The 13837-nt window shown below is 69.3% G+C and carries 9 protein-coding genes; 3 read left to right on the top strand and 6 right to left on the bottom strand.

Translation table 11 applies throughout. The features are described 5' to 3' along the window. Positions 1-58: 58 nt before the first annotated feature. The 4 genes from IEZ06_RS28090 to IEZ06_RS28105 form a co-directional block, all read right to left on the bottom strand. The gene (locus tag IEZ06_RS28090; protein ID WP_189239695.1) at positions 59-1120 is read right to left on the bottom strand and encodes a DUF4007 family protein; all 1062 of its coding nucleotides are present in this window, start codon (positions 1118-1120) and stop codon (positions 59-61) included. Positions 1121-2150: 1030 nt separating this feature from the next. Continuing rightward, on the bottom strand, positions 2151-2546 hold the full coding sequence (locus IEZ06_RS28095) for a hypothetical protein (protein ID WP_189239696.1): 396 nt from the start codon (positions 2544-2546) through the stop codon (positions 2151-2153). A gap of 285 nt (positions 2547-2831) precedes the next feature. Then, complete coding sequence (locus tag IEZ06_RS28100; RefSeq protein ID WP_189239697.1) at positions 2832-3737, bottom strand: DUF3427 domain-containing protein; 906 nt, start codon at positions 3735-3737, stop codon at positions 2832-2834. 468 nt (positions 3738-4205) lie between these two features. Beyond that, positions 4206-4832 carry a hypothetical protein gene (locus IEZ06_RS28105; RefSeq protein WP_189239698.1) on the bottom strand — a complete coding sequence of 209 codons (627 nt, stop codon included), beginning with the start codon at positions 4830-4832 and terminating at the stop codon, positions 4206-4208. 566 nt (positions 4833-5398) lie between these two features. On the opposite strand from IEZ06_RS28105, the gene IEZ06_RS28110 reads away from it, so the two are divergent. Then, a complete protein-coding gene (locus IEZ06_RS28110; RefSeq protein ID WP_189239699.1) occupies positions 5399-6685 on the top strand; it encodes a helix-turn-helix domain-containing protein in 1287 nt (428 codons plus the stop codon). Between the two features lie 103 nt (positions 6686-6788). Here IEZ06_RS28110 and IEZ06_RS28115 read toward each other — a convergent pair whose 3' ends face one another. Then, positions 6789-6944 carry a hypothetical protein gene (locus IEZ06_RS28115; protein WP_189239700.1) on the bottom strand — a complete coding sequence of 52 codons (156 nt, stop codon included), beginning with the start codon at positions 6942-6944 and terminating at the stop codon, positions 6789-6791. Between the two features lie 176 nt (positions 6945-7120). On the opposite strand from IEZ06_RS28115, the gene IEZ06_RS28120 reads away from it, so the two are divergent. After that, positions 7121-8437: a helix-turn-helix domain-containing protein gene (locus IEZ06_RS28120; protein ID WP_189239701.1), complete on the top strand. Its 1317-nt coding sequence runs from the start codon at positions 7121-7123 to the stop codon at positions 8435-8437. Between the two features lie 57 nt (positions 8438-8494). On the opposite strand, the gene IEZ06_RS28125 is transcribed toward IEZ06_RS28120, so the two are convergent. Next, entirely contained in the window at positions 8495-10240 is a 1746-nt protein-coding gene (locus tag IEZ06_RS28125) for a cytochrome P450 (protein WP_229798796.1), read from the bottom strand. A gap of 664 nt (positions 10241-10904) precedes the next feature. Here IEZ06_RS28125 and IEZ06_RS28130 point away from each other — a divergent pair. Continuing rightward, the gene (locus IEZ06_RS28130) at positions 10905-13829 is read left to right on the top strand and encodes an AfsR/SARP family transcriptional regulator (protein WP_189239702.1); all 2925 of its coding nucleotides are present in this window, start codon (positions 10905-10907) and stop codon (positions 13827-13829) included. Positions 13830-13837: the final 8 nt, after the last annotated feature.

A 13837-nucleotide genomic window follows, 5' to 3' on the forward strand; every position in this document is an offset into this window, starting at 1 on the left:
TCGAGGGATCCGTCAGCGGTTCGGATCGTGTCCCCCGACCGGGCCGGTGCTCACGGGATCAGTGCGCAGGCAAGGGCGGTGCCTCGTAGCCGGGACGGGAGTACAGGGTGCTCAGCAGGTGCCCGCCCATCGGCATGGCGGGCTCGTCGAACATCAGGACCGGCTCACCGAGTGATTCGGCGAGCTGGATGCCGGCGTGGGTGTCGGCCACCCGCTGCAGGTAGGCGGTCAGCTGACGGGAGTACAGCCGAAACGCCCGGCCCGGCCCGCCGACGTCGGTGCCCAGCCGGGCGAGGGAGATCGTGCGGGCCGCGGGGTCGATGGTGTGGCTGTAGGCCAGGCAGGCGTAGGCGACCACCTCGGCAGGCATGACACCGGAGTTCAGACGCAGCTGACCGTCCTCGGGGGCCGACAGCAGCATCAAAGAGGCGAACGGCCGGTCGATGATGTCCTCCAGGTGCGCCTGCGGGTTGTCGGCCCAGCTGCGATCCGGGCTGTACATGCGCACCAGGCACGAGATGTCCTCATTGATGACCTTCGCGCTGGGGGTCTTCCATCCGGCTTGGTCGGCCAGCGCGCCGAGACGCCGGTGCAAGGTGTCGGTGGAGAAGACGGTGAGCATGTGGTTGAAGGCCACGTGCCAGGTGGGCACGCGGCACGGGCGCGAAGACAGCAGCCACCAGTGCAGCAGCCAGAGACTGGCGGGATCCTCCAGGTAGGGGTCGACGCCGGTGTCAGGGTTCAGCAGCCAGTGCGCGCGCTCGGTGAGCGTGACGCTGGAGGCCTGGCCGGGCACGGGATCGGCTTCGGTGGTGAGAGTGAAGGCCCTCATCCAGAACCGGATGGACGCGACGCGGTTCCTGCTGCCGGCGGCGAGCCGGACGGTGCTGTCGGCGCGGGCGAAGGCCTCGGGATCGTCGGCGAGCGCGACATAGGCGCGGCCGAGCCAGCCGTAGCGGGGAGGGTTGGAGCCGTGGCGGCCCCAGGTCGGCGAGCAGGCGGATGCCAGGGAGCCCGCAGCGGGCCTGGTGGGTTCGGCGGGTTCGGTGGCGAAGAGCAGGAGTTGCTCGGCGCTGGGGGAAGGCGGTGCGGATGGGCGCCGCGGCGCTGGATGAGGCATGGCGGATGTCCTTCGGATATCGGATTGGAAAAGGCGGGCTGATGCCGGTGGGTGCCTCCACACGACACAACCTGATTTTACCTTTTAAGAGCGTTTACGGTTTTTATGAGTGTTTGGGGTATTAGTCCTGTGCGCGTCAGGGCGCTCCGCCCAGGGCGTACCATGGGTGCTTCGGAAGGGGAGCGTGACTGTCCTTTCGGATTGGAGAGAAGGCCGGCGGACAGGAGTGCCATTCCGCGGTCTCTTCGGAGACCATCCGCCGGTCTTCGCCTTGTCACCGGGCTTCGGTGCCTCTCCCGCTCACGGCACGGCTCGGACGTCCCGTGGCCGGTGAGCCGGACGCCGCGGCGATCGCCCGGCTCGCCGATCGGTCCGGTCTCGGGCTGGAGCACATCCGTTGAAGCCGGCCGGTTATGTGCCGGCCTGCCATCAGGCGAGGGCTCGGGCTACCGGCGGGACCGTCCTGCTGCGCCTGCGCATTCATACCTGCGCACGTCCGCGGGCTGGACGGTATCCGGTCCGATCAAGGCGTTCAGGCCCGGCGGCGGGGATCGGGAAGGATGCCGTCCAGCCCGTAGCGGGCGGGCTGCCTCGCATGGGCGATCAGGCGTCTACTGGTCGAAGCGACAGCCAGCGGGGAGGTTCCGGCTGGTGGGAGGAGCTCAGAAAGACGGCCGAAGCGGCGTCCGGGCAGAATCCCCGCCAAGGCGGCGGTGATGCGGTGCCTGCTCACGGGCGTTCGGCTGGTCGTCAGGCGCGGGAAGCAGGCGCGCCATGGGCGTCTCGCCGGGCCGGTCGAATGCGTCCTGCAGCCGCTGGACCGGCGGATGGTGATGTTCGCGTCGTCGACGGCGGCTGATCGCGTGGGTGATCGGACGCCCTGGCCGTAGAAGGGACGGCGGTGAGCACGACCCGAGGGGTGGTGATCGTGGGCGCTTGCTGCGGCGGGGAAAGAAAAGAGCGGGCCGGGCATCGTGTGCCCGGCCCGCTCGTCAGGGCGCCGCTCGCGGTGAGCGGACCGCGCTGTCGGTCAGAGCGATCCGGCCGCGTCCAGCGGTCGGCAGCAGATGATGGGGATGCCGGCGACCGTGGCCCGGTTGTCCTGCAGGACGGGGGATGCGCGATGCGTCTTGTAGATCTCGGTGGATGCTTCATCCAGCAGGATCGTCACGCACTGGGTGGCGTTTCGTCGCGCCGGGGAGACCACATCGGTGACGGTGCCGGTCAGCCCGTCGAGGAAGCGCGGCTTGATGCCGACGATCCGGACCGTGACGCCCGTGGTCACGGCGGCGGAGGCCAGCCGCTTCAGGATGACGTGACGCTCCTTGATCGCCTCGAAGTAGGCGTCCAGGTCGTCCTCGGACGCGTCGTTGAGGATCGCGGCGAGCACCGCGGTGCGCTGAGTTGGGCTCGTAGGAGATGACATGTGTCCTCCGTTGGTAGATGCGGTGAGTTCACCGAGGGATGCCACCCCCTCGGTCGCATAGAAAATCTTAGCGTAAATACCGATATGCGGAGTGTAGGGAGGCGGCCCTTGCCGCCGTGGGGATGAGGGGTATGCGGCTCGTTGGCCGCGTGAGCCTGATCATCGGCTGCGCTACCGGCATCGAGGTGCCCGCGTCGATCAGCGAGGAAGCGGGCAGGCTGGCCGCCATCGGGTGGCGGCCAGCCGATCGGTGAAGTCTCCGCGACGCTTGACCCGGGCGTGTTACTACGCCCGAGCGGCGTACTGGAAGACCTCGGGCGGCAGCGGATGGGCCAGCTGCCAGACGAAGCGAATGGGTCGCTCACCGTCATGGCGGATGTAACTTACGGGTCCCGCGTACACGTACGGCGGAGCTCCCAGACCCGTGTCCCGTTTGGACGGGCGGAGGAGCAGATGCGCGGTGGACTGCCCGCCGATGTAGCGGTGGGCGGTGGGCGCGTCGGCGTGCAGGGTGCTCTGCGACTCCCAGTGGAACCGGTCCTCGGTGATGGCGTAGTCGTTGTAGAGCGTTGTCTTGGAGTACTGGTTCTCCGCCTTGTCGATCGTGACGAAGAACAGGTCTGCCTTGTGGGCGGGAACGTAGAGGACGCCTTGGCGCATGTGCTCGAAGCTGGTCAGGCCGAAAGCGGCCAAGGTCTCGTTCTTGCTGTAGCGGGCATGCACTCGCAGGGGGACCGCCGGGTCCAGAGGCGCAGCGGGGTCCAGCGCCCTGGCCTGGAGGATGTCGACCAGCTGCGCGAGTTCGGCCGCTCGCACCTCGTTGATCCGGGCCAGCCGGGTTGCGACGTCGCGGCAGGAGTCGACGCTGCCCCACAGTGCGGCCTCGGCCATCGCCAGCAGCCGGGATCGCCGACCGGAGATCGGGTGGGCATCGCCGTTCAGCACCGCGCGCAGGAAGTCCAGGCGTTCGGCGTCGTCGATGTGGAGCATCCGGCCGAAAGCCCGGCCGAGGTGCTTGTCGGCTGCCGCATCGGCGGCCGGGCCTTCTAGCCCGGCCGCGCGGCGCAGTGCCGTCCAGCCCTCCCGGCGCCGGTAGAGGTCTTCCAGCTCCAAGCCGGTCTCCTCGAGGAAGCGGGGCAGGGTGATGTCGCCCCGCTGGCGAAGTTCACGGACGAGGTCTTGCCACTTCACGCCGCGAGTGTGATCGATGCTCATTGGTGTCCTTTGGATGAGTGCGGTGAGTTCGCCGAGAGATGCCACCTCTCTCGGTCACATATAAAATCCTAGCGTATTTAGCGGTCAACGCGAGTGAGGTCACTCACTGCCTGGGCGGCCGCGAGCGTGAGGCGCCGCCTGCGGCGAGGTCCTTCCGCGGCACGCCGCCGTGACCTTGCCGATCCTCCTCGGCGGGCGTTCCCGTCACGAGAGGTCGATGCAAGGTCACGGCGGCGTGCCGGTGGGGCGGCAATCGGAACCGGGCAGAAGCTGTCCCTGCTGCGCGACGTGCTTCAACGTCAGGCGCTCCTTCGGCCACGGTCTGGCCTGAGAGGGGCCGAAAGATCTCACGTCGCGGACGTGGCCGGGCAACAAGTGCTCGCCCGTGGTGAGAGCCAGGGCGCAAGGGGCCAACGGCGAAGAGCTCGAGCCGCTCGGCTCTGCTCAGCGGTGCGTCGCGGCGCCTTCTGCCTGCAGGCCAAGGGCGATATCGAGCAGTCGTCGGCCCTGGGCTCTGCTGATCCCCAGTTCCACAGCGACGTCGGGGCCCTTCAGTTCACGCTTTTCGGCGGCTGCGGCTTTCACCATCTCCTGGACCTGGCGGACCCGCTTGTGGTGCTGCTCGTCCCGGATGCTGCGGGCGCGCGGCCGGCTGTCGCGGGCGCCACGTGGCCGGCCCGCGCCCGCACCGGCGCCCGGCCTCCGGTAGCCGGTGACCGTGGCGCGCGTCCAGTGCGGGATGCCGTACACCTCGGCGCTCGCTGGCGGCGCGTAGTCCTCGGCCACGTTCTTCAGCCATCGCTTGGGCGTGATTTCCCACAACGCGGCGGCTTCCTGCGCCTCCAGCAGATCGTCCGGGTCGTCCTCGGCGGGCAGCTCGGGGATGGGTTCGCCTGCCGCGTGCGCCGCGGCCTGGTCGCGGTCCCAGAGTCTTTTCCGGGTTGCGCTGATGGGAGCCGGGAGGGTGGGGTCGCTGTAGAGACCCTTCTTGCGGGCGGTGACAACGCTGGTGATGCCGTGCAGCTTGGCCAAGTCGGCGGCGTCGACCGCGGTACGGCCCGCGCGGATCATGCGACTACCCCTCCCCTTGACGCCGGCGACGTCGGTAGAGGCAGGATACGGCTGTCGGTGATCGCCTTTCGCCGTCCGCGGTGCTTTCCGGCGACGCCGCGGCAGCGCCTATATGGGCGCTCGCGCCGAGACCGCCGAGTGTTGCGTTCCCGGGACGGCGGACACGCCCTACTCTGGAGGATGTCCTCGCTGTGCGGTGAGTGACGATGGAGCCGACGGTTGCCACCCGCTCACGCGGATCCGTCGGCTCCTTGATGTTCTTGCGCGCTTCCCCGACAGGCTAGGGCGACATCGTGGGAGCAGAGGGTCGACCGCCGGAGCAGCCGGAAGTTCCGTCAGTGCGATGAGGCGTCGCACAGGGTCCGCGCGGGACCCGGCATCCGCGGTAACGATCTGGTTCGTTGGCGGCGGGTAGCGATCAGCAAAGTGGCCTGTAAAGGTAGATTTGCCTGTGGATCACGCCGTAGCAGGATCGTGGGGTGACGGCGCGTGGGGCGCACGGGCTATCGGACGAGCCGTGCCGCGCAAGGACCGTTCGGGCGAGGGATGCCGTGTCTACTGCTGTAGTGGGAGCGTCGGTCGGGGACCGCATCAAGGCCGCTCGTCGGCAACGAGGGCTATCACAGGCGGAGCTTGCCCACCCGGAGGTGTCGGACAGCTATGTCTCCCTGATCGAGAGCGGTAAGCGCATCCCCACGCCCGGCGTGCTGGAACTGCTGGCCGACAAGCTCGGGTGCTCCGTCCTGTACTTACGGCACGGCGTGACGCCCGAGCAGACGACGACGTTCGAAGAAGGTCTTCGGGAGGCGCGTACGGCGCTGGAGACCGGCACGCATGCTCAAGCGCGGGCGCGGTATGCCGCGCTGGTCCATGACAGCGGCTTGACCGGTCTGCCGGAGCTGCACCGGGAGGCCGAGCTCGGGCTGGCCGCGGCGATGCAAGCCTGCGGTGAACTGGATGAGGCGATCACGCTGCTGGAACGGATCCGTCAACGTGAGGAGCCCCTACCCGCCGACGCGGCGATGACCGTCATCAGCCGGTTGTCATCGTGCTACCGGCAGCGGGGTGATCTGACGTCGGCGGTGGCGATCGCCGAACCGGTGGTACTGGGCTCGCCGGCGCCCCGGTGGGATACCGGGATCATCCAGCTGGGCGTCGAACTGCTGGCCGCCTATATCGAGCGCGGTGACCTACTGCGGGCGCAGCAGTTCTGCCGGCAGCTGGTGACGGCCGCCGAACGGCTCGCCGCTCCCCCGGCGCTGGCGACCGCCTGGCGCGCCGCGGCGCTCGTGGCCGCCGAGAGCGGACAGAGCGAACAGGCGCTGACGGCCATCGAACGGGCGATCGCCGCGCAGCTGGGCAGCGGCGCGGCGGGCGCCAGCGAGGACCGGGTCCGCAGCCGGTATGCCGCGATCGCGCTGAGCGTGGCACCGGAGCGCGGCGGCGCGTGGCGGCCGGTGCTGTCGCGGGCGCTGGAGGAACTGCGCGGACTTTCCGGTGCTGAGCGGGAAACGGTGCGGTGCGCGGTGGATCTCGCGCGAGCGGAGCTGGCGGCAGGCGCGGTGCGGCAGGCGCAGGAACACCTGGCGGTGGTCGACGACCGGCTGGAGGAGCTGCCACACGATGTGCGGGCGGAGCGGCATCTGCTGGCCGGGCAGATCATGGCGCAGCTGGGGCGGCCGCGAGACGCCCTTGCTGAACTGTCGGCGGCGGGCGCATGGCTGGCCACGGCGCCGCCCACCCGGCGAATCGCGCGGGCATGGCTGGCGATCGCGCGCATCCGCGAGGATCTGGATGATGCGAAGGGCAGCGCCGAGGCGTATCAGCAGGCGTTAGCGCACGCGGGGTTGTGACGTGCGCTGCGGCCGAGTCGTTTCGTCGGTCGCGCCCGGGTGCCGCCTTATCGGCGCGGCACCATGCGCCGTACCGCCGCGCCGCGGTCGCCTGCGGCAGGGGTCATTGGTAGCAGCAGGCTCCCCCGGCGGCCGGCGCTGAGACCGGGGCGCGGTCGGCCGGTCGCGGGTCGGCCGCTGCCGTCCCGGGAGCGGCGAACGCGAGCAGGGCCACCGTGGCCGTGGTGACGAGGGCGGTGCGTCGATTGCGTCTGGTCACGGGTTTCTCCGAATCACGGTCATGATCTTCGGGAGGAATTGTCCCGTGGACCGTCGTGTGACACAACGTCCGCATGGGGACAAGTCTCTGCGAGCGACGGTGATCATCAACGGTGGTGGCCGATACGCCCATGAAATGATCGATGAGTGGGTCGTCGGCAGAGCAAGGAGCGCGACGTGATCGGTGACAGCACGGCGGGGTGGAGACTGCGGACGCTGCGGAAGCAGGCCGGCATGACCTGGTCGCAGTTGGCCGGACCGGAGTTCGCCGAGGACGACATCGCGGCGTATGAGGCGGGTGAGGAGACCATGTCGCCGCTGGTGCTGGGAATCTTGGCCGAGCGGCTGGGCTGTTCACCGGTGCACCTGCAGCACGGCGTCGCCGCCCAGGACATGGCCGTGCTGCGGTCCCGGGCCGACCGGGCGGACAAGGCCTTGCGCGACGGCCGGCTCGAGGTCGCCGTCCAGGAGTTCACACGGTTGCGATCTGAGCCCGCTCTGCCGCTGGTGCCTCAGCTGCGCTGGCAGGTGGAGTACGGCTACGCCTTGGCGCTGGAGGCCACGGGTGATCGCCGGGCTGCGATCGACCGGCTGACGACGCTGCTGGAGCAGGTGAGCTCGGAACAGGTCGAGATGGCAGATCAGGAGATTCGGCACCGCGAGCAGCGCATCTCGATCGCGCTGGCGTTGTGCCGGTGCCATCGGGAGGTGGGCGACCTCGGCGCGGCCGTACGGGTGGGTGAGGCGGCGCTGGAGCGGGAGGAGCCGCTGGGGTGGACCGACCGGCTGGTCGAGCTGGGCGCCACGCTGCTGGCCGCTTACATGGAGCGCGGGCAGTACGCGCGCATGGCGCAGTTCAACGAGCAGTTGCTGGAGGTCGCCGACTGGATCGGCTCGACGCGGGCGCAGCTGGCGGCGGCCTGGAACGGCGCGGCCGTGGCGATGGTCCTCGGTGACCGGGACAACGCCGAGCTGCTGAGTAAGCGGGCGCTGCGTCTGCAGGAGGAGCGGGGAGGACGGCTCGCCTCCGGTCGGCTGCGGATGTTCCTGGCCGAGCACATGCTCTTGCACATGCCCGATGATCTGGCCCGGATCGAGGAGATGCTCGCGGCTGCGCATGCCGACCTGATCGCGGCGCCGGCCCATCCGGGTGACGTGGCCTCGTGTGAGCTCGCCTTAGCGCGCGTCGACCTGGTGCGCGGGCGGGCTGTGCAGGCGCGGGAGCGGGCGCAGCAGATCGTCCGGCACCGGGATCTGGTCGGGCCGGTGGCGGTGGAGGCGCACGAGCTGCTGGCTGCGATCGACCAGACGGCCGGGGACCTGCCTGGGGCGGCGGCCGCGCAGGCGCGGGCGGCGGAGATCCTGCAGGCGATGGTGGCGCTGCCGCGGGCGTCGCGGGCATGGCGGGCGGCAGCGGATCTGCATGGGCAGGTGGGCGCGGCGGATCAGGAGCATCGGGCGTTGGTGCAAGCGCTGCAGTGCGCGCATATGTGAATGTCTGAGCGGAAACTCGTGGCGGGCCGCTGCACCGGACGGCAGCGGCCCGCCGGTTCATCGCAGCTTGACCGTGGTCGGCAGCGCGGCGAAGCCCCGGAGGTTCGTCGTGCACGCCAGGCGGATTCCTTCCGGGTCGATGTCGTAGGCGTCGACGGCGGTGATGAGCTCTTCCAGCGCGATGCGCAGCTGCATGCGGGCCAGGGCCGCGCCGAGGCAGAAGTGCGGTCCGCCGCCGAACGGGATGGCGGAGCCGGTGTCGCGGTTGAGGTCGTAGCGGTCCGGGTCGGGGAAGACCCGGGGGTCGCGGTTGGCCGAGGCGCCCAGCAGCAGGATGCGCGATCCGGCGGGAACCAGGGTGCCGTGCAGGAGGGTGTCGCGGGTGAGTTCGCGTGCCAGGGCCTGGGCGGGTCCGTCGTAGCGCAGGGTCTCGTTGACCCAGCCGTCGATGTTGCCTTCCCAGGCCAGCGCCTGCTGCTCGGGGTGCAGCCACGCCTGGTACCACGCGTTGCCGGCGAGTTTGGTGACGGTCTCGGTGCCGGCGGCGTTGATCAGCAGCAGTGAGGCGATGATCTCCTGGTCGGTGAGCCGGTCGCCGTCGAGGTCGGCGGTGGCCATGGTGCTGATGAGGTCGTCGCGCGGGTGGGCCCGCCGTTCCATGATCAGGTGGCCGTAGTAGGTGGTCAGGTCCTGCAGCGATTCCCAGAAACTCATCGGCAGCTGGGTGTCGCCGTCCTGGCGCTGGCCGACGTCGATCACCATGTCGCGCACCATGGTGCGGTCGGCCGCCGGGATGCCGAGGATCTCGGCGATGACGTCCATCGGGATGAGGGTGAAGGTCTCGGCGAAGTCGAAGCTCCCGTCGCTGCTCTCCCAGGCGCGGTGCAGGTGCTGGCGGATGATGGCGCGGATCGCCGGTTCGAGCGCGGCCACGCGGGCGCGGGTGAATCCGCGGCCGACCAGGGCGCGCAGGCGCGTGTGCTGCGGCGGGTCGAGGGCGATGAAGCCGACGAGTTCGGCGGCGCTGAGTCCTTGCTGTGCCACGACGTCCCACATCTCCAGGCTGACGCCGCGGCTGCTGGAGTACAGGGCGTGGTCGCGTAGCGCCAGGCGCACGTCGGCGTGGCGCGACAGGGCGTAGAAGTCGTGGTGGTCGTTGCGGTACAGCGGTGCGTTCTCTCGCAGCCACGCGTAGGTGGGATACGGATCCTCCTGGAGCGCGTGGGTGAAGGGATCGTATTCCACGGTTGTTCTGTCTCCTTCAGGGCGCGGCCGCGGGCGCGGCTGCTGGTCGGGGTGCGGGTGCGGGTGCGGGTGCGGGTCAGACGATGGTGGTTGCCAGCTGTAGGCGGTTTCGCGCTGGCTCAGCAGGGTGGTGATGCGCTCTTCGACGTGCACGGGCAGCGGCCAGCGCGCCTCCGGGACGAGGGTGAGGTGGTGCTGGTAGACGGCGGACAGGGCCTCGGGGTGCTGCTTGAGATAGGCGGTGTCGACGCGGGAGGCGAACCGTCGCAGAGGGCTGCGGTCGGCCGCGTAGTAGTGCCGCACGAAGGCGACGACCTCGAGGTCGGTGTCGTCTTCGCTGGAGGGCCGGTGCTCGTGCGTGGATGCGGTCGTCGGCCGGATGGCCTCGGGGTCGTGGCCGGCCGCGCGCAGCAGACAGCAGATCAGGGCGCGCGCTTGCGGTGACAAGGCCACGCCGCCGGGCGTGCAGGAGCGCCGGTAGGCGAAGGGCAGCAGGTAAGGGCGCTCGATGACGTCCGCGAGGGTCTGCGGCTCAGCGCTCAGCCGGTCAGGCCACACTGCTTGGATGGCAGTGATCAGCGTGTCGGCGTCCTGTGCGCGTAGCGCGTTCAGGTCGAGGTGCGGGCCGTCGTGATCGCAGGATGCTGCCTCGTGGCCGAGCGGGAGTTTCTGCTCCAGTGGGGGCGCCGGGTGCGCAGGAGCATCACGGTCGATGCCGCCGGTCGCCGGTACAAGGTCATGGTGGTTCTGTGGGACATCGGCTTTCCCGGGCGTGTACTGCCGTGGCAGCAGGGGTGCCGCGGAGTGAGGCGAGAGCTGCACGAAGGGAATCCAGGGGGGTGTTCCTTTGCGCACTCCGACAGCCATGGGTGATTCCTCCCGTATGTACATGCCCAAGACGAGTAAGCATTTGATGTCGAAAAGTTCCGAATGCGGACTTTCGACACCCTGTCTCCTGGTGGCTGCTCCGGCAGGATGCTGCCGCTGACCAGGAAGTTCCCGGGCAGCGACAGCACGCCCCCGCGTTGCCGAAGCAGCACCTCGCACCGTACAGAGCCCAGGTCAGAATGGGGTTAGCGCGAGGTAAGCGCATGGTCAGGTGAAAAATCCGTTCACCGACCGTATTGTCGTTTCGCTCCGTCCGTGCCCTTTAGCTACAGTGCTCCAGTACGGGGTGATCCACTACTCGACAGCACCCGACCGGACCGGCGTCAGGAGCAGCGTGCGTTTTGCGATCCTGGGACAGACGGCGGTCGCCGACGCCGAGAACCTGAATCTGACGCTGTTGCAGCGGCGGGCGATCGCCGCTTTGGTCGCGGCCGAACTGATAGGGCGCAGAAGAGGATTGCCGCCCGAGCACAGAGGGCTATCGGCGGAACGGCTGATGCAGGCCATCTGGCAGGATTACGCCGACCACGCCAATTCGCTGAAAACGCTGCTGTCGGGCCTGCGCGCGCGTCTGGGGGAACGCCTGCCGAAAGGCAGTGATGGCCGGTACCGCATCGTCTTGGACCCTGCCGACACGGTGGATGCGCTGGACTTTCACGCTCTGCTGGAAAACGCCGAAACCGCCATGGGCGCCGGAGAACCGCTCAGGGCCGTCACGATCCTGCAAGAGGCCGTCGACCTGTGGAGCGGTCCGCCGCTGGCGGATGTGCCGGAGCAGGTCGACCAGCTGCGCGCGTGGAGTGAGGAGCTGCTGCGCGACCGCGGCACCGCGGTCGCGCTGCTGCTGCAGACGCGGCTGGAGCTGGGTGGCGATCACCACCATGGGCTCGTGGCCGACGTGGAGCAGGCGCTGGCCGACGACCCGAGCTCCGAACCCCTGCACGCGCTGCTGATGCGGGCGCTGGCGCGGGCCGGCCAGTATGCGCGGGCACTGCAGTACTTCGCGACGGCGGACGCACGGCTGCGCGAGGAGACCGGTTACGGGCCCGGGCCGCACCTGCGCCAGGTGCGCGATGAGATCGCCGCCGAAGCCGAAACCGCGGCCGCCCCGGCCCCAGCACCGCCGGTCATGACGCCGGTGCTGAAACAGCTGCCGCCGGCGCTATGGGACTTCACCGGACGGCAATCGGAGATCACCCAACTTGTGCAGTGGCTCACTCCTCAGCACGGGCGCCGCGGCGTGCCGATCGTGAACATCAGCGGCCCGCCCGGCGTCGGCAAGAGCACCCTGGCGATCCAGGTGGCGCACGAGCTGAGCTCAGACTATGAGGATCAGATCTGGGTGCCGATGGGGGCGATGTCGGGGAAGCCGCGCGCCATCGCCGACGTCCTGGCCGAGCTGCTGGGCACGCTCGGAGTCACCTCCCGCAACGTTCCCCCGAGCCTGCACGAGCGCAGCATGCTGGTGCGCTCAATACTGGCCGGACGCCGGGTGCTGCTGGTCATCGACGATGTCGCCGAGCTGCATCAGGTGCAGGCCCTGCTGCCGGGCACGGCGGGTTCGGCGGTGATCCTCACCAGTCGCAAGCGCATGGTCGACAGCGGGGTGCGTTCGCTGGTGCTGCACCCGATGGGTATCGAGGAGGCACGCGCGCTGCTCGAAGAGATCATCGGCCGCCAGCGGGTGGCCGCCGAACCGGAGGGCGCGAAGGAGTTGATCCGCGCGTGCAGTGGCCTGCCATTGGCTCTGCAGATCTCCGGGGCCCGGCTCGTGATCCAGGACTCATGGCGCATCGCCGACCTGGCGGCGCGGCTCCATGAGCTGTCGGAGTTCTCGGTCGGCGACAAGACGATCCTTGCGAGCCTGGCCGAGAGCTATACAGCGCTGCCGGAGCCCGCCCAACAGGCCTTTCGCGTCCTGTCCCTGGCCGGGTCGGATTGGCCGGCCTGGCTGGCGACGATGCTGCTCGCGACCGGTGACGCCGGCCCGCTGCTGGAGACGCTGGTGCTGCACAACCTGCTGACCACCGCAGGCGTGGATGCGGTGGGCCAGCCGCGCTACCGCTTCCATGACGTGCTGCGGGAATACGCCGCGATGCGGCTGAGCGAACACTATTGCGACCACGCCATCGCCCTTCAGCAGCTGCTGTTCGGATGGCTGGAGTTGGTCAGCGTGGCGGCCGCCGCGACGCCGGGCGAATTCCATTTCCCCTCGGCGCGGGCCATCACCCCGACGACGTTCGCACCGGCCGCGGTCTGCGACTTGATCACAACCGATCCGGACGGCTGGTACGACGCCGAATGCGGCAACATCGTCACCGTGACCCGGCTGGCCTGCCAGTACGAGCGCTACCGGCTGGCCTACGGCCTGGCCTCGCGCCTGTCGGCCTACCTGATCCGCGAAGAGCGCCTGCAGGAGACCGAAGACCTCTGGCGAGAGATCGTGCAGATCAGCGCGGACGCCGGCGATGCCAACGTCACCGCGCAGGCACGGCTCCGGCTGGCCTGGTTGATCATGCAGCAGCCCGGCCAGTCGGAGCGCGCCGTCCCGCTGGCCGACACGTGCATCACCGTCTTCACCGACCAATCCGACCACCAGGGTCTGAGCCGAGCCCTGGCGATGCGCGCCGAAGCGCACTACCGCATGGCCGCAGAAGCGCACGACGACGCAGAAGACACCGGTACGCCACCCGCACACCGCGCCGATCACCGGATCGCCGATCACCTTGCCCAGGCGGTCAACGACGCTCAGCAGGCGCGCGAGCTCAGCCGCACCCTCGCCACCCGGCAGACGGAGCTGGTGAGCACCTGGATCCTCGCCATGGCGGCCAGCCTGCAAGCAGACGGGACCGCCGCGGCCGAATACGCCGATGAGGCGATGAAGCTCGGCATCGCGCACAGCGCCGAGCACCGTGACCGCAGCTACGAGATGCACGCCCTGTACGCGGTGGCGACGGCCGCCTTGGCCTGCGCCCGGTATCAGGCCGCGTACGAGGCGTGCGAAAGCGGGCGCGCGCTGGCACAGGCGATCCGGCACCGGACAGCCGAGGCGCGGTTCGTGGAAAAGCGCGGCGACGTTCTGACGGCGATGATCCGGTGCGCCAAGGAGCAGGGCGACGATCGGGCAGCGAAGGAGCATCGCAAGGCCGCCTTGGCCGCTTACCGTGAAGCCTCACATGTATACAGCGGTGATCTGGTCGACGCGCACCGCTATCGCTGCATGAAAAAGATGGTCAAAGCCGACGCGGTAGCGCAGTAATCGGCAGC

This window comes from Planomonospora antibiotica (genome assembly GCF_014647955.1).
Lineage (GTDB): Bacteria > Actinomycetota > Actinomycetes > Streptosporangiales > Streptosporangiaceae > Planomonospora > Planomonospora parontospora.